This is a genomic window from Microbacter sp. GSS18 (assembly GCA_029319145.1).
In the GTDB taxonomy this organism is placed as follows: domain Bacteria; phylum Actinomycetota; class Actinomycetes; order Actinomycetales; family Microbacteriaceae; genus Microbacterium.
In genome coordinates, this window is sequence record CP119753.1 from 3653177 (window position 1) to 3669132 (window position 15956).

14 protein-coding genes are annotated in these 15956 nt (G+C 72.1%); 11 read left to right on the forward strand and 3 right to left on the reverse strand.

What is annotated here, in order from left to right; genetic code table 11:
- Positions 1–36 precede the first annotated feature (36 nt).
- The 6 genes from acsA to P0L94_16925 are packed head-to-tail and all read left to right on the forward strand — an operon-like array spanning position 37 to position 5796.
- Entirely contained in the window at positions 37–1833 is a 1797-nt protein-coding gene (gene acsA / locus P0L94_16900) for an acetate--CoA ligase (GenBank protein ID WES64132.1), read from the forward strand.
- Complete coding sequence (pdhA, locus tag P0L94_16905) at positions 1830–2831, forward strand: pyruvate dehydrogenase (acetyl-transferring) E1 component subunit alpha (GenBank protein WES64133.1); 1002 nt, start codon at positions 1830–1832, stop codon at positions 2829–2831. The genes acsA and pdhA overlap by 4 nt, the downstream gene beginning before the upstream one ends.
- Positions 2828–3808: an alpha-ketoacid dehydrogenase subunit beta gene (locus P0L94_16910; protein WES64134.1), complete on the forward strand. Its 981-nt coding sequence runs from the start codon at positions 2828–2830 to the stop codon at positions 3806–3808. The genes pdhA and P0L94_16910 overlap by 4 nt, the downstream gene beginning before the upstream one ends.
- A 7-nt stretch (positions 3809–3815) precedes the next feature.
- Positions 3816–5237, forward strand: coding sequence for a 2-oxo acid dehydrogenase subunit E2 (locus P0L94_16915; GenBank protein WES66337.1), 1422 nt, complete (start codon positions 3816–3818; stop codon positions 5235–5237).
- Positions 5234–5476, forward strand: coding sequence for a phosphopantetheine-binding protein (locus tag P0L94_16920; GenBank protein WES64135.1), 243 nt, complete (start codon positions 5234–5236; stop codon positions 5474–5476). Before P0L94_16915 ends, P0L94_16920 begins: the two co-directional genes overlap by 4 nt.
- Before the next feature lie 38 nt (positions 5477–5514).
- Positions 5515–5796 carry a 2TM domain-containing protein gene (locus P0L94_16925; protein WES64136.1) on the forward strand — a complete coding sequence of 94 codons (282 nt, stop codon included), beginning with the start codon at positions 5515–5517 and terminating at the stop codon, positions 5794–5796.
- A gap of 27 nt (positions 5797–5823) precedes the next feature.
- Here the strand turns inward: P0L94_16925 and P0L94_16930 are convergent, their stop codons facing one another.
- On the reverse strand, positions 5824–6654 hold the full coding sequence (locus tag P0L94_16930) for an IclR family transcriptional regulator (protein ID WES64137.1): 831 nt from the start codon (positions 6652–6654) through the stop codon (positions 5824–5826).
- Between the two features lie 122 nt (positions 6655–6776).
- Between P0L94_16930 and hutH the strand changes: the two genes are divergently transcribed.
- Genes hutH through hutI form a run of 5 tightly spaced genes read left to right on the forward strand, consistent with a single transcriptional unit; the run spans position 6777 to position 13746 of the window.
- Complete coding sequence (gene hutH, locus P0L94_16935) at positions 6777–8333, forward strand: histidine ammonia-lyase (GenBank protein ID WES64138.1); 1557 nt, start codon at positions 6777–6779, stop codon at positions 8331–8333.
- A 23-nt stretch (positions 8334–8356) separates the two neighbouring features.
- Positions 8357–10021 (forward strand): urocanate hydratase, encoded by a 1665-nt coding sequence (locus P0L94_16940; protein ID WES64139.1) that lies wholly within the window; start codon positions 8357–8359, stop codon positions 10019–10021.
- Complete coding sequence (locus P0L94_16945; GenBank protein WES64140.1) at positions 10018–11229, forward strand: allantoate amidohydrolase; 1212 nt, start codon at positions 10018–10020, stop codon at positions 11227–11229. Before P0L94_16940 ends, P0L94_16945 begins: the two co-directional genes overlap by 4 nt.
- Positions 11226–12566, forward strand: coding sequence for a formimidoylglutamate deiminase (locus P0L94_16950; protein WES64141.1), 1341 nt, complete (start codon positions 11226–11228; stop codon positions 12564–12566). The genes P0L94_16945 and P0L94_16950 overlap by 4 nt, the downstream gene beginning before the upstream one ends.
- Before the next feature lies 1 nt (position 12567).
- A complete protein-coding gene (gene hutI, locus P0L94_16955; GenBank protein ID WES64142.1) occupies positions 12568–13746 on the forward strand; it encodes an imidazolonepropionase in 1179 nt (392 codons plus the stop codon).
- Positions 13747–13817: 71 nt separating this feature from the next.
- Here hutI and P0L94_16960 read toward each other — a convergent pair whose 3' ends face one another.
- Together P0L94_16960 and P0L94_16965 are read right to left on the reverse strand one after the other, a co-directional pair.
- Positions 13818–15389 carry an MDR family MFS transporter gene (locus P0L94_16960; GenBank protein WES64143.1) on the reverse strand — a complete coding sequence of 524 codons (1572 nt, stop codon included), beginning with the start codon at positions 15387–15389 and terminating at the stop codon, positions 13818–13820.
- 37 nt (positions 15390–15426) lie between these two features.
- Complete coding sequence (locus P0L94_16965) at positions 15427–15879, reverse strand: MarR family winged helix-turn-helix transcriptional regulator (GenBank protein WES64144.1); 453 nt, start codon at positions 15877–15879, stop codon at positions 15427–15429.
- Between the last annotated feature and the right edge of the window lie 77 nt (positions 15880–15956).

Below are 15956 nucleotides of genomic sequence, written 5' to 3' on the forward strand. Positions count from 1 at the left end.
CTTCGCAGGGGCGCGCTGCGGACGTAGCCTCCGGGCATGAAGGCATTGGCGCCGACACACTGGCCGACGATCGCCAAGGACACCAGCGATCGCGCCGTTCCCCCCAACCTCGCGGACTATCAGGCCACGCGAGAGGCATTCAGCTGGGACGAGGAACGCCGAACGCTCACGGGTCTTCCGGGCGGTCACGTGAACATCGCCTACGAGGCGGTCGACCGACATGCCGAGGGCGATCAGGGTCATCGTGACGCGTTCCGCTTCGTCCGTGCGGACGGCGGCATCCACGCCCTGACCTACGCGCAGCTGTCCCACGAGACGGATCGCTTCGCGAGCCTGCTGCGCACCCTCGGCGTGCAGCACGGAGAGCGCGTCTACTCCCTGCTCGGCCGCGTGCCCGAGCTGTACATCGCCGCGCTCGGGACGATGAAGCACGGTGCGGTGTTCTGCCCGCTGTTCTCGGCCTTCGGCCCCGAGCCGGTCCGGCAGCGACTCGACCTCGGCTCGGGCGCGGTGCTCGTCACCACCCGTGCCCTCTACAAGAGGAAGGTCGCCCGTCAGCGCGCCGACCTCCCATCGCTGCGGCACGTGCTGCTGATCGATGCCGACGGCGAGCCCGAGCCCGACACGATCGACCTCGCCGAGGCGATCGCCGACGTTCCCGAGTACGGTCCCATCGCCGAGACCGGGCCCGAGGACATGGCGCTGCTGCACTTCACGAGCGGCACGACGGGGCGGCCGAAGGGGGCGATCCACGTCCACGACGCCGTGACCGCGCACTCCGCGACCGGCCGCTACGCCCTCGATCTGCACCCGGACGACATCTACTGGTGCACGGCCGACCCCGGGTGGGTGACGGGGACCTCGTACGGGATCATCGCGCCGCTCGTCCACGGCGTCACGGCCGTGGTCGATGAGGACGAGTTCGACGCCGAGCGCTGGTACCGCATCCTCGCGGAGCAGAAGGTGACCGTCTGGTACACGGCGCCGACGGCGATCCGGATGCTGATGAAGGCCGGCGCCGAACGCGCGAAGCAGTACGACCTGTCGTCCCTGCGCTTCATCGCGAGCGTCGGCGAGCCGCTCAACCCCGAGGCCGTCGTCTGGGGGGAGGAGGCTTTCGGTCTTCCCATCCACGACAACTGGTGGCAGACCGAGACCGGCGGCATCATGATCGCCAACTACGCGTCGATGGACATCCGTCCGGGCTCCATGGGCCGCCCGCTGCCGGGCATCGAGGCGGCGATCGTCGCCCGGGACGCCGACGGCGAGCCGATCGTGCACGACGGCGAGGCAGCCCTCGTCACCGATCCGAACGTGAGCGGCGAACTCGCGCTGCGGCCGGGCTGGCCGTCGATGTTCCGCGGCTACCTCAACGAAGAGGAGCGCTACCGGAAGAGCTTCGTCGGCGGGTGGTACCTGACCGGCGACCTCGCGCGACGCGACGAGGACGGCTACTTCTGGTTCGTCGGCCGCGCCGGCGACGTCATCAAGTCGTCCGGCCACCTCATCGGTCCGTTCGAGGTCGAGAGCTCCCTCATGGAGCACCCGGCCGTCGCCGAAGTCGGAGTCATCGGAGTCCCCGACGAGGTCGCCGGCGAGGTGGTGATGGCTTTCGTCGAACTCAAGCCTGGCTTCGAGGCATCCGAATCGCTCAAGCGCGAGCTCATCGGGTTCGCGCGCAAGCGCCTGGGCGCCGCCGTCGCCCCACGTGAGCTGGAGTTCACCGACGCCCTGCCCAAGACCCGCAGCGGCAAGATCCTGCGCCGCCTGCTGAAGGCCCGCGAGCTGGGCCTGCCCGAGGGCGACACATCGACGCTGGAGTCGGGACGATGAGCGATGAGACCACGGCCGCCCGCATCGCGGCGGACCCCGACCACGCCAGGCACCTGCTGACGCAGATGGAGCGCGTGCGCCGCTTCGAGGAGGCGTGCGTCGAGCAGTACAGCGCGACCAACATCCGCGGGTTCCTCCACGTCTCGATCGGCGAGGAGGCGATCGCGGCGGGGGCGATGGAGGTGCTCCGGCCCGACGACGCCGTCGTCGCCACCTACCGCGAGCACGGGCACGCGCTCATGCGCGGCGTGCCGGCGAACACCATCATGGCCGAGATGTACGGCAAGGCCGAGGGATGCTGCCGCGGACGCGGCGGTTCGATGCACCTGTTCGACGCCGAAACGCGGTTCTACGGCGGCAACGCGATCGTCGCGGGCGGACTGCCGATCGCCGTGGGTCTGGGGCTCGCCGACAAGATGATGGGCCGTGATCGCGTGACCGTCTGCTTCTTCGGCGAGGGGGCGATGGCCGAGGGGGCCTTCCACGAGAGCATCAACCTCGCCGCCCTGTGGGACCTGCCGGTGCTGTTCTGCTGCGAGAACAACCTGTACGCGATGGGGACGGCGCTGGACCGTTCGGAGTCGCAGACCGACATGGCGCTGAAGGCCGCCGGCTACGAGGTGGCCTCGTGGGCGGTCGACGGCATGGACGTGCTCGCCGTCGAGGACGCCGTGCGGCGGGCCGTCGACGCGATCCGCGCGGGCGCGGGCCCTCACTTCCTCGAGCTGCGCACCTATCGCTTCCGGGCGCACTCCATGTTCGATCCCGAGCGCTACCGGTCGCAGGCCGAGGTCGAGGAGTGGATGGAGCGCGGGCCCATCCGGCATCTGCGCGCCGCGCTCGAAGCGGCCGGCGAGCTCACCGACGAGGACTGGGCCGCGATCGAGAAGCAGGCCGACGACGAGGTGCAGGCGGCCGTGGCGTTCGCCGACGCCGGGACGCTCGAACCGGTCTCGGAGCTCATGCGCTTCGTCCACAGTGAACGGACCGCATCATGAAGACCACCTACCGCGAAGCGATGCGCGCCGCGATCCGCGACGCGATGCAGCGCGACGACCGCGTCTTCCTGATGGGTGAGGACGTCGGGCGCTACGGCGGTGGATTCGCCGTGAGCCTGGGCCTGCTCGAGGAGTTCGGGCCCACGCGCATCCGCGACACCCCCCTGTCGGAGAACGGCTTCACCGGCGCCGGCATCGGCGCGGCGCTGGGCGGCATGCGGCCGATCGTCGAGATCATGACGGTCAACTTCAGCCTGCTCGCGCTCGACCAGATCGTGAACAACGCCGCGGCGCTGCTGCACATGTCGGGCGGGCAGTTCAACGTGCCGCTCGTCATCCGCATGACCACCGGCGGCGGGCGGCAGCTGGCCGCGCAGCACTCGCACAGCCTCGAAGGCTGGATGACGCACATCCCCGGCATCCGCGTGCTCGCACCCGCGACGCTCGAGGACGCCCGGGGCATGCTCTGGACGGCCCTCGAGGATCCCGATCCGGTGCTGATCTACGAGCACGGGTCGCTGTACAACGTCGCCGGAGAACTCGCCGACGACGCCGGGCCCGTCGACATCGACCGTGCCGCGGTGCGCCGTGAGGGAGCGGATGTCTCGATCATCACGTACGGCGGCACGCTGCCGACCGCGCTCGAGGCGGCGGACACCCTCGCCGGTCAGGGCATCGACGCCGAAGTGCTCGATCTGCGCGTGCTGCGGCCGCTCGACGATGCCGCGATCCTCGCGACCGTCGCCAAGACCCACCGCGCGGTGATCGTCGACGAAGGATGGCGAAGCGGCAGTCTGTCGGCGGAGATCAGCGCGCGCATCACCGAGTCGGCGTTCTACGATCTGGACGCACCGGTCGGACGGGTCTGCCGGGCCGAGGTGCCGGTGCCGTACGCGCACCATCTCGAGCAGGCCGCCCTGCCCTCGGCCGAGGGCGTCGTGGCCGCGGCGCGTGAGGCGGTGGGCGTCGATGGGTGACTTCCGGATGCCGTCCCTCGGTGCGGACATGACCGAGGGAAAGCTCGTCGAGTGGCTGGTCCATCCCGGCGACCACGTCGACCGCGGCGACATCATCGCCGAGGTCGACACCGAGAAGACCGTCATGGAGGTCGAGACCTTCGAGGGCGGAACCGTCGCCGAGCTGCTGATCGAGCCAGGCGAGACGGTTCCCGTCGGAACGCCCATCGCGCGCATCGGCGCCGCCGACGCCGGTTCGCCGACGCCCACGCCCACGCCCAAGGCCGAGGCCGTGCCCGAGCCCGAGCCCGAGCCCGAGCCCGCGGCCGCGGCCGCGCCCGTCGCGGCTTCCGGCCATGCGCCCGAGCCGGCCGCGCACGAGCCGGTCGCGCACGCCACGCCGCCCGTGCGCCACCTCGCCCACGAACTCGGCGTCGATCTCGAGCACCTCCACGGCAGCGGACGAGGCGGAGCCATCACGCGCGCCGACGTCGAGGCCGCTGCCTCCGAAGACCACGCCGTCGCCGCCATGCCCGTGCCGGCGACGGCGAACACACCCGCTCGGACCGACCGTGTGCGGTCGTCGCCGGCGGCCCGCCGGCTCGCAGCCGAGCTCGGCGTCGATCTCGCCGCCGTCCACGGCACGGGGCCGGCCGGCGCGGTCACGCTCGACGATGTGCGCCGCGCGCCGGCACCCCCGCGGGTCCCGGCCGCCGCCGAGCCGGTCACGCCGCCCGCAGCCCCAGTCGCCGAGCCCCCCGCCGCGCGTGAGGAACCCGAGGATCGCACCGAGAAGCTCCACCGCGCCGTCGGCGCGCTCATGTCGCGCTCGAAGCAGGAGATCCCGCACTACTACCTGAGCACGACCATCGACCTGCGCGCCGCGATGGACTGGATGAAGCGGACGAACACCGGCCGCCCGATCACGAAGCGCCTGGTCGCCTCGGCGCTGCTGCTGGCCGCCACGGCTCAGGCCGCGAAGCGTGCGCCGCGCATGAACGGCTTCTTCGTCGACGGCGGTTTCCAGGCGAGCCCGGCCGTGAACCTCGGTGTCGCGATGGCGCTGCGCGGCGGCGGACTGGTCGCTCCGGCGATCCACGACGCCGACGCGCTCGGCCTCGACGACCTCATGTCCCAGCTGCGCGACCTCGCCAAGCGCGCTCAGGCCGGACGCCTGCACCGCGCCGAGATGGCCGACCCGACGATCACCGTGACGAACCTCGGCGATCTCGGCGTCGAGTCGATCTTCGGCGTCATCTACCCGCCGCAGGTGGCTCTCGTCGGCTTCGGCCGCGTGATCGATCGGCCGGTCGCGCGCGACGGCCTGCTGGGCGTGCATCCGACGGTCGTCGCGACGCTGTCGGCGGACCACCGGGCCAGCGACGGCATGGAGGGCGGGCGCTTCCTCGCCCTCATCGACGAACTGCTCCAGAATCCGGAGGAATTGTGAACGCACAGGATGCCCGCGCCGCTGTCTTCGCGGCGCTCGACGAGGTCGCGCCCGACGTCGACACGTCGGACCTCGACACGTCGTGGCGGCTCAGGCAGGACCTCGAGATCGACTCCCTCGACTTCCTGCGGCTGCTGGAGGTGCTCTCCGAGGCCACCGGGGTGGACACGCCCGAAGAGGACTACTCATCGCTCTCGACCGTCCAGCAGCTGATCGACTACATCGCGAGGCGCGGCTGAGACGCTCCGCGGCAATCGACGAACAGAAGGGAAAGACCATGTCCGACACAACCGGCATGTCCGCCGAACAGATGGCGGAGCGTCGGGCCAAGGCCCTGGTGGGCCTGCTCTGGCACCTCGGCGCATACATCATCGTGAATGGCTTCATGTGGTTCCTCGACTGGTGGACGGGCGAGGGGATCCAATGGGCTTTCTGGATCTCGATCTCGTGGGGGATCGGGCTGCTGTTCCACGTGCTCGCCTGGTTCCTCGACGGTCGTCAGTTCGAGCGTCGCCTCACGCAGCACTACCTCGAGAAGGAGCGGCAGGCCAAGCCGTGAGCCGTGCCACCGTCGCCCGGTGACCTCTCATGTGAGGGCCGGTGCGAGACGGCGGCCCGGCTGCGCGCCGGCGGCGAGCCGGTTCGCCGCCGCCGGGCGACCCTGGACGCGCCGCGACAAGTCGGATGCCGCGGCGGTGACCTGCGCGACGATCCCGGCGACCGTCTCCTGTGCCAGGTCGGACGCGAACGTCACCGCGATGCTCGCGATGGGCCAACCCGTGTGGTCGCGCACCGCGACCGCCACCGACGACAGCCCCACGGTGATCTCGCCGTTCTCGGTCGCGTGGCCGCGAGCCCGCACGTCCACGAGCAGGCGCGAGAGCGCCGAGTAGCTCGAGATCGCCTGCTCGCCCCGCCGCGCGAACGCGGTCGCGTCGGGGAACAGGGCCCGCAGCTGCGGCTTGGGCAGTTCGGCCAGCATCGCCAGGCCGCTCGCGGTCAGGTGGCTGGGCAGGCGCACGCCGACGTCCGAGACGAGGGAGGGGCGCCGTGGCGCCCGCTCCTCGATGAGGTAGATGACGTCGCGGCCGTGCAGCACCGCGAGGTGGCCGCTCTCGCCGAGCCGGTCGACGAGCGCGGCGAGCACGGGTCCGCCGAGTCGTGTCAGCGGCTCCTGCCGCGAGAACCCCGAGCTGAGCTCGAACGCGGCGAGCCCGATGCCGTAGCGCCGCTCCTCGGGAAGGTGGAGTGCGAACCCGAAGTCCTCGAGGGCCCCGAGCAGGCGGTACACCGTCGAGCGCGGCAGCTCGAGCTCGGCGGCGATGCTCGCCGCCGTCACGGGTCCGCGCTGCGCCGACAGGTGTCGCAGGATCGCCAGCGCGTGGCGCGCGGCGGGCGAGGATTCGGCGGCGGTCATGACGGGGCTCCCTCCCGGCTGCACCGGCGGCGACGCCGGCCTTTCCGCCACTGTCTCATATATGAGACAGAATCCAGGTGCAGCGACCGACGGGGAACGCGGCGGTGACGTGTGATGGATGCATGCTCACTACCGCCCACGCCCGCACCGTCGTCGTCGGCACCGGTCCCGTCTCGATGGAGGACGTCGTCGCGGTCGCGCGACGCAACGCGCCCGTCGAGATCGGCGAGGACGCCCGCGCCGCGGTACTGGCGAGCCGCCGGGCGATCGAAGAGCTCGCGACCGATCCCGCGCCGCACTACGGCATCTCGACCGGGTTCGGGGCCCTGGCGACCACGTTCATCGGGGCCGACAAGCGCACGCAGCTGCAGCAGAGCCTGATCCGCTCGCATGCCGCCGGCTCGGGCGGCGAGGTGGAGCGCGAGGTCGTCCGCGCGCTCATGCTGCTGCGCCTGTCGACGCTGCTGACCGGACGCACCGGTGTCCGGCTCGAGACCGCCGAGGCCTACGCCTCGATCCTGAACGCCGGCATCACCCCGGTGGTCCGCGAGTACGGCTCGCTCGGCTGCTCGGGCGACCTCGCGCCGCTGTCGCACTGCGCGCTCGCGGTCATGGGCGAAGGCGAGGTGCGCGATGCCGACGGCATCCTGACGACCGCCGCCGAGGCGCTCGCCGCAGCCGGCATCGCCCCCGTCGTGCTCGCCGAGAAGGAGGGCCTCGCGCTGGTCAACGGCACCGACGGCATGCTCGGGATGCTCGTGCTGGCGATCCACGACCTGCGGATGCTGGCGACGACCGCCGACATCACGGCAGCGATGAGCGTCGAGGCGCTGCTGGGCACCGACGCCGTCTTCGCCGACGACCTGCAGCGGCTGCGTCCGCAGCTCGGTCAGCGCGATGCCGCCGACAACATGCTCCGCGTGCTGGCGGGCTCCGCCGTCGTCGCCAGTCATCGCAGTGATGACTGCACGCGCGTGCAGGACGCCTACTCGCTGCGCTGCGCGCCGCAGGTGCACGGCGCAGCCCGCGACACGATCGCCCACGCGACGCTCATCGCCGAGCGCGAGCTCGCGTCGGCGATCGACAATCCGGTCGTCACCCTCGACCACCGCGTCGAGTCCAACGGCAACTTCCACGGTGCGCCCGTGGCCTACGTCCTCGACTTCCTCGCGATCGCCGCCGCCGACGTCGCGAGCATGTCGGAGCGCCGCACCGACCGCATGCTCGACCCGGCGCGCAGCCACGGCCTGCCGGCGTTCCTCGCCTACGACGCGGGCGTCGACTCCGGCCTGATGATCGCGCAGTACACCGCTGCGGGCATCGTGTCCGAGCTCAAGCGCCTCGCCGCGCCCGCCTCGGTCGACTCGATCCCGTCGTCGGCGATGCAGGAGGACCACGTCTCCATGGGCTGGGCCGCGGCGCGCAAGCTGCGCCGCGCCGTCGACGGCCTCACGCGCGTGCTCGCGATCGAGGCCCTCACCGCCGCACGAGCGCTCGACATGCGCGCCCCTCTCGCACCCGCCGCCGCCACGGCCGCCGTGGTCGCTCGCATCCGCGCCCGCGTCGAGGGCCCCGGCCCCGACCGCTTCCTCGCCCCCGAGATCGAATCCGTCGTCGAGGAGGTCGCCGCGGGTGACCTGCGCGCCGCCGCCGAAGCCGTCGTCGACACCCTCGCCTGACCCGCCCCACCGAAGGATCCGCCATGACCGAGCACCTGCCCCGCACCGTCCGCGCAGCGCGCGGCTCCGAGATCACGACGAAAGGGTGGGCGACCGAGGCTCCCCTGCGCATGCTGATGAACAACCTCGACCCCGAGGTCGCCGAGCGTCCCGACGACCTCGTCGTCTACGGAGGCACGGGTCGCGCCGCCCGCAGCTGGGAGGCGTACGACGCGATCGTTCGCACCCTCGAGACGCTCGAGCTCGACGAGACGCTGCTGGTGCAGTCCGGCAAGCCGGTCGGCGTCTTCCGCACGCATGAGTGGGCGCCGCGCGTGCTGATCGCCAATTCCAACCTCGTCGGCGACTGGGCGACGTGGCCCGAGTTCCGCCGCCTCGAGCAGGCGGGTCTGACGATGTACGGCCAGATGACGGCGGGCTCCTGGATCTACATCGGCACGCAGGGCATCCTCCAGGGCACATACGAGACCTTCGCCGCGGTCGCCGACAAGCGGTTCGGCGCCACGCTCGCGGGCACCCTCACCCTGACCGGCGGGGCGGGAGGCATGGGCGGCGCGCAGCCGCTCGCCGTCACGATGAACGAAGGCGCCGTCCTGATCGTCGACGTCGACCCCGCGCGCCTGCAGCGCCGCGTCGAGCACGGGTATCTCGACGAGATGACCGACGACCTCGACGACGCGGTCGCACGCGTGCTCGCGGCGAAGGCGGGGCGTCGCGCCCTGTCGGTCGGCCTCGTCGGCAACGCCGCGACCGTCTTCCCCGAGCTGCTCGAGCGCGGCGTGCCGATCGACATCGTGACCGACCAGACTTCGGCGCACGACCCGCTGAGCTACCTGCCCGAGGGCGTCGGCGTCGAGGAGTGGCACGCGAAGGCCGAGGCCGACCCCGAGGCGTTCACGGCGGCATCCCGCGCCTCCATGGCCAAGCACGTCCAGGCGATGGTCGGGTTCCAGGACGCGGGAGCCGAAGTGTTCGACTACGGCAACTCGATCCGCGCCGAGGCGCAGCTGGGCGGCTATGACCGCGCGTTCGCGTTCCCCGGCTTCGTTCCGGCCTACATCCGCCCTCTCTTCGCCGAGGGTCTGGGGCCGTTCCGCTGGGCGGCGCTGTCCGGCGACCCGGCGGACATCGCCGCGACCGACCGCGCGATCCTCGAACTCTTCCCCGAGAACGACAAGCTGCGCCGGTGGATCACGGGCGCCGCCGAGAAGGTCCACTTCGAGGGGCTGCCGGCGCGCATCTGCTGGCTCGGGTACAAGGAGCGCCACCTCGCGGGCCTGAAGTTCAACGAGATGGTCGCGTCGGGCGAGCTGAGCGCCCCCGTCGTGATCGGCCGCGACCACCTCGACTCGGGCTCGGTCGCCTCGCCCTACCGCGAGACCGAGGCGATGGCCGACGGCTCGGACGCGATCGCCGACTGGCCGCTGCTGAACGCGCTGCTCAACACCGCCTCGGGCGCGACCTGGGTGTCGCTGCACCACGGCGGCGGCGTGGGCATCGGCCGGTCGATCCACGCCGGCCAGGTCGTGGTCGCCGACGGCACACCCCTGGCGGCGGAGAAGATCGAGCGCGTGCTCGTCAACGACCCCGGCACGGGCGTGATGCGCCATGTCGACGCCGGCTACGAGCGCGCCCGCGAGGTCGCCCGCGAGCGTGGCCTGCGCATCCCCATGGAGGAGCAGGCGTGACCCGGCCCGCCGTCGCCCACGGTCGCCTCACCGGCCTCGACGAGATCGTCGGGGTCGGCCGCGACCGCGTGCGCGGCGGCTGGTCCCGTCATGTGTGGGACCACTCCGAGCTCGAACTGCGCTCGTGGTTCCTGACCCGGGCGGCGAGTCTGGGCCTCGACGTCGAGACCGATCGCAACGGCAACCTGTGGGCCTGGTGGGGAGCGCCGGGACCGGATGCCGTCGTCGTCGGCAGCCACCTGGATTCGGTGCCCGGCGGCGGTGAGTTCGACGGCCCGCTGGGCGTGGTCAGCGCCCTCGACGCGGTCGCGATGCTGCAGGCCGAGGGGATCCGGCCCTCGCGCCCGTTCGCGGTCGTCGTGTTCGCCGAGGAGGAGGGATCGCGCTTCGGGGTCGCGTGCCTCGGGTCGCGCCTCCTGACCGGCGCGATCTCCGCCGATCGGGTGCGCGCTCTCGCCGACGCCGACGGAGTGACCTTCGCCGAGGCGGCAGCCGCGAACGGCACCGATCCCCGCCACATCGGCCACGACCCCGAGACGCTCGGGCGCATCGGGGTGTTCATCGAGCTGCACGTCGAGCAGGGCCGCGGTCTCATCGACCTCGACAGCCCCCTGGCGGTGGCGTCGAGCATCCTCGCGCACGGTCGCTGGCGCATCGACGTCACCGGCGAGGGCAACCACGCCGGCGCGACGCGCATGGGCGACCGCCGCGACCCCATGGTCGCCGCAGCGCGCGGGATCATGGCGATCCGCGACGCCGCTCGCGGCGGCGACCGCGCGACGGTCGGGCGCATCGAGGCGGTTCCCGGCGGCACCAACGTCATCCCCTCCCGCGTCACGACCTGGCTCGACGCCCGCAGCGACCTCGACGTCGACGCGCGCTCGCTCGTCAACGAGATCACCGCGCGCGTGCGTGAGGCGGCCGCGGCGGAGGGATGCGAGGCGCGCGTCACCGAGGAGTCCTGGAGCGGGCAGGTCGTCTTCGACGCCGGACTCCGAGACCGCCTCGCCGCGAGCTTGGGCGGCATCCCGGCGCTGCCCACCGGCGCCGGCCACGACGCCGGCATCCTGTCGGCGCACGTGCCGACGGCGATGATCTTCGTCCGCAACCCCAGCGGTGTCTCGCACGCGCCCGAAGAGCACGCGACGCTCGAGGACTGCGTCGAGGGCGTCGTCGCGCTGACGCAGGTGCTGCGGGGGCTCGTGTGACGATCCACTGCGAGACCGCCCTCGTCGACGGCGTCGTCGAGACCGGCGTGCGGCTGCACGTCGCCGCCGACGGCCGCATCGAGCGCCTCGAGCGCGGAGTCGCGCCGGGCGCGGAGGATCTGCGGCTCGGGCTGGTGATCCCCGGCGCGGGCAACGCCCACTCGCATGCGTTCCACCGCGTGCTGCGCGGTCGCACGCACGGCGGCGGTGGAGACTTCTGGCGCTGGCGCGAGCAGATGTACGCCGCGGCCGCGCGGCTGGATCCCGACCGCTATCACGCGCTCGCTCTCGGGGTGTTCGGCGAGATGCTGGCGGCGGGCTGGACCGCCGTGGGCGAGTTCCACTACGTCCACCACCGCCCCGGCGGGACCCCTTATGACCCGGCCCACGCGATGGAACTCGCGCTCGCCGAGGCGGCGCGCAGCGTCGGCATCCGTCTCACGCTGCTGGACACCTGCTATCTCGCCGGCGGCATCGGGCGCCCGCTCTCGGCCGAGCAGCGTCGCTTCGGCGATGACACGGCGGCCGGGTGGCTCGATCGCTGGGCTCGGCTGCGCGAGGTGCTGCCGGCGGGCACGACGCTCGGCGCCGCGGTGCACTCGGTGCGCGCCGTCGAACCGCGTGACATCGCCGCGATCGTCCGCGGGCTCCCCGCGGATGTTCCGCTGCACGTGCACCTGTCGGAGCAGCCTCAGGAGAACGACGACTGCGTGCGCGCGTACGGGCTGACGCCGACCGGCGTGCTCGAGCGGGCGGGCGCGCTCGGCCCGCGGCTCAGCGCCGTGCACGCCACCCACCTCACCGACGACGACGTGCGGATGCTGGGAGGCGCGGGCGCCACGATCGTGATGTGTCCGACCACCGAAGCGGACCTCGGCGACGGCATCGGTCCCGCGCGCGCGCTCGCCGACGCCGGCGCGCGCATCGCCCTCGGCTCGGACCAGAACGCCGTGACCGACCCGTTCCTCGAGGTGCGTGGACTGGAGGCGGGGGAGCGTCTGGCCTCGGGGCGCCGCGGCCGCTTCGCACCCGCCGAGCTCACCGCGGCGCTCACCGTCGGCGGCTACGCGTCACTGGGGCTGGCGGGCGGCGTCCGCGAGGGCGCATGGTGCGACCTCGTCGAGCTCGACGCCGCATCGGTGCGGACCGTCGGGACCGAACCCGCGCAGATCGTGCTCGCCGCCACCGCCACAGACGTGCGGCGCGTCCTGGTCGGAGGCTTGGTGCGCGCCGATTCGGGCGCCCTCGCCGCGGATCCCCCCGGACCTGCCGCGACGCCCGCTCGGCTCCTCACCGCGGCGCTCGCAGCCTTCCCCGTCGAAACCGAGGAGGAGTGACATGCCCCGTTCGCAGCTGATCACCGACATCGGCGAGCTGACCACCCAGGCGCCAGGCGAGGCGCGCATCACCGATGCTGCGCTGGTCGTCGAAGGCGACCGGATCGCATGGATCGGGTCGTCCGCAGACGCTCCCGCGGTCGATGAGAAGGTGTCGGTCGCCGGGCGCGCGGTGCTGCCGGGCTGGGTCGACTCCCACACCCACATGGTGTTCGCCGGCGACCGCTCGGCCGAGTTCGAAGCGCGCATGGCCGGGCAGAAGTACGCCGCCGGCGGTATCGCGACCACCGTCGCGGCGACGCGGGCAGCAGCTGAGGACGAACTCGCCGCGAACCTCGCCCTGCTGCGCACCGAGGCCCTGCGCCAGGGGACGACGTTCCTCGAGACCAAGACCGGCTACGGGCTCGACGTCGCATCCGAGGAGGCATCCGCCCGCATCGCCGCGGAATACGCGGATGTCGTCACGTTCCTGGGAGCGCACGTCGTGCCCGAGGACACGGACGCGCGCTCCTACATCGACCTCGTCACCGGCCCCATGCTCGCCGCCGTCGCGCCGTGGGCGCAGTTCATCGACGTCTTCTGCGAACGCGGGGCCTTCGACGTCGACCAGTCCCGGGAAGTGCTCGAGGCCGGCCGCCGCGCGGGTCTCGGCCTGCGCGTGCACGGCAACCAGCTCGGCCACGGCGGCGGCGTCGAACTGGGCGTCGAACTGGGCGCGGCGAGCGTGGACCACTGCAACGCCCTCACGGATGCCGATGTCGACGCACTCGCCGGATCATCCACCGTCGCCACCGTGCTGCCCGCGTGCGATCTGTCGACACGCGAGCCGCTCGCGCCCGCCCGCCGGCTGTGGGACGCGGGGGCGACCGTCGCGATCGCGACGAACTGCAACCCCGGCACCAGCTACACGACCTCGATGCAGTACTGCGTCGCCACGGCCGTCCTGCAGATGCACCTGAGCATCGAGGAGGCGGTGTGGGCGGCCACGGTCGGCGGCGCCATCGCCCTGGGTGTTCAGGATCACCCCGACGGCGTGGGCACACTCACCGTCGGCGGACGGGCCGATCTGCAGGTCCTCGACGCCCCGTCGATCTCGCACCTGGCGTACCGGCCCGGAGTGCCGCTCACCGCCGCCGTCTGGCGCGCCGGCGAGCGGGTGGCGGTTCCCCCGGCCCTGTGATCCCCTGATCCGCGGTCGCGTCGTTCAACGGCGAGCGGCGCGACCGCGTCCTCATCCCCGCGACGAAGACCTCACGCGGCCTCGCGCGCGGCCTCGGACGGGCGGACGTCGCTGAGGGGCCGTTCCTCGATGAAGAGGGCGAGCACGAACCCGATGAGGACCAGCGGCAGCCCGTAGAGGTAGATCGGCGGGAGCGCTTCGGCGAACGCGTTCGCGATCGCCTGCTGCGCCGGAGCGGGCAGCGACGCGAGGATCTCGGGCGTGAGCGAACTGATCCCCTCGCCGCCGATCGCGGGTGGCCCGGTGGGGCTGTCGGCGAAGGCCGTGGTGAGCCGTGTGACGAAGACGGCGCCGAAGACCGCGATGCCCAGCGAGGCGCCGGTCTGCCGGAAGTAGTTCTGAGCCGACGTGGCGGCGCCGAGATCCCGGTAGGGGACGCTGTTCTGGACGATGAGCGTCAGGTTCTGCATCGAGCACCCCACGCCGAGGCCCACGACCGTCGTCGCCGCCGCGAGGTAGAGGTACGGGGTGTCGACGGTCATCATCCCGAGCATCACGAGGCCCACGCCGCTGATGAGCGATCCGAGGATCGGGTAGATCTTGTAGCGCCCGGTCGCGCTGATCAGGCGCCCCGTCGTGATCGCCGCGACGAGGATGCCGGCCGTCATCGGGATCATCATCAGCCCGGAGGCGGTCGCGTCGACCTGCTCCACCATCTGGAGGTAGGTGGGCATGTACGCGACGGTCGCGAACATCGTGATCCCCACGGTGACGGCCACCCCCGCCGACAGGACGAAGTTCCTCTCGGCGAAGAGGCTGAGCGGCACGATCGGCTCGGCGGCCCGGCGCTCCACGAAGACGAACAGCACGCCGCCGGCGACGGCGACGGCCGCGAGTCCGATGATCTGCGGACTGAGCCACGCGTAGGTCGTGCCGGCCCATGTCGAGAGCAGGACGATCGCCGTGGACACACCGGCGAGCAGCGCGGTGCCGAGATAGTCCAGGCGCGGGCGTCTGCCGGCCGGCCGGTGCAGGTGCAGTGTGAACACGACGGTGGTCAGCGCGACGACGCCGAGCGGGATGTTGATGAAGAAGACCCACCGCCATCCCACGGCGTCGGTCAGGTACCCGCCGAGGAGAGGCCCGGCGACGCTCGCCAGTCCCCATACGGCTCCGATCAGCCCCATGTACTTGCCGCGCTCGCGCGGCGAGACGATGTCGCCCACGATCGCCTGGGCGCTGATCATGAGTCCGCCGCCGCCGAGTCCCTGGAGGGCGCGGAAGGCGATCAGCTGAGGCATGTCCTGCGCGAGCCCCGAGAGCACCGAGCCGACCAGGAACACCGCGATCGCGAAGACGAAAACCGGCTTGCGGCCGACGAGGTCGCCGACCTTCCCGTAGATCGGCAGCCCGATGGTCGCCGCGAGCATGTAGGCCGTGACGACCCACGACAGATGCTCGAGCCCGTTGAGCTCACCGACGATCGTCGGCAGCGCCGTCGCCACGATCGTCTGGTCGAGCGCCGCGAGCAGCATCGCCAGCAGCAGTCCGACGAAGGTCCAAACGAAGCGGCGCCGGTCGGCGGCGACCGCTTGGGTATCGGGCAGGACCGAGCCGGGAGTGGGAGTGGATTCAGAAGTCACGAAGAGGTCCCCTCGAAGTCTGTTCGCCGTGGCGGCGTCACGCCGCGCTCTCGGTGCCGGGCCAGGTCGCGCGGGCGCTGTTGACCAGCACCACCCTCGACAGGGCGGACTGGAGCGTCTCGAGCTGCTCCGCAGGGATCCCGGCCAGCAGCACGCCCACCCGCTCGCTGACGGACGCGCGGTACGCCGCCCCGAGCCGATCGCCCTGCGGTGTGAGGCAAACCCGCTGCGACCGCCGGTCGTCCGAGTCGGCGACCCGCCTGACGAGCCCGGCCTCCTCGGCGCGGTCGACGAGTCCGGTCGTGCTCGACTTCGCGATCCGCAGCATCGGTCCCAGCTGCGCCATCGTGACGTCGTGCGCGGCGATGACACACAGCAGCTGGGCCTGCTGCGTGGTCAGCCCGTGTTCGGCCGCCGTCTGCGCGCAGACGTCGGACACCAGACCCGCGCTGCGCACCAGCGCGGCCGTCAGTCCCAGGACTTCGGCCATGGGGGCTCCTCGGTTCTTCGGCATCCGCCTCGGTCGGCGTGTTCCGGCGAGTCTAGTTCGTATCACGAACCATATTC

Coding starts and splice junctions, on each gene's coding strand:
- acsA (WES64132.1), top strand. CDS start 37: ATGAAGGCATTGGCGCCGACACACTGGCCGACGATCGCCAAGGACACC.
- pdhA (WES64133.1), top strand. CDS start 1,830: ATGAGCGATGAGACCACGGCCGCCCGCATCGCGGCGGACCCCGACCAC.
- P0L94_16910 (WES64134.1), top strand. CDS start 2,828: ATGAAGACCACCTACCGCGAAGCGATGCGCGCCGCGATCCGCGACGCG.
- P0L94_16915 (WES66337.1), top strand. CDS start 3,816: ATGCCGTCCCTCGGTGCGGACATGACCGAGGGAAAGCTCGTCGAGTGG.
- P0L94_16925 (WES64136.1), top strand. CDS start 5,515: ATGTCCGACACAACCGGCATGTCCGCCGAACAGATGGCGGAGCGTCGG.
- P0L94_16930 (WES64137.1), bottom strand. CDS start 6,654: ATGACCGCCGCCGAATCCTCGCCCGCCGCGCGCCACGCGCTGGCGATC.
- hutH (WES64138.1), top strand. CDS start 6,777: ATGCTCACTACCGCCCACGCCCGCACCGTCGTCGTCGGCACCGGTCCC.
- P0L94_16940 (WES64139.1), top strand. CDS start 8,357: ATGACCGAGCACCTGCCCCGCACCGTCCGCGCAGCGCGCGGCTCCGAG.
- hutI (WES64142.1), top strand. CDS start 12,568: ATGCCCCGTTCGCAGCTGATCACCGACATCGGCGAGCTGACCACCCAG.
- P0L94_16965 (WES64144.1), bottom strand. CDS start 15,879: ATGGCCGAAGTCCTGGGACTGACGGCCGCGCTGGTGCGCAGCGCGGGT.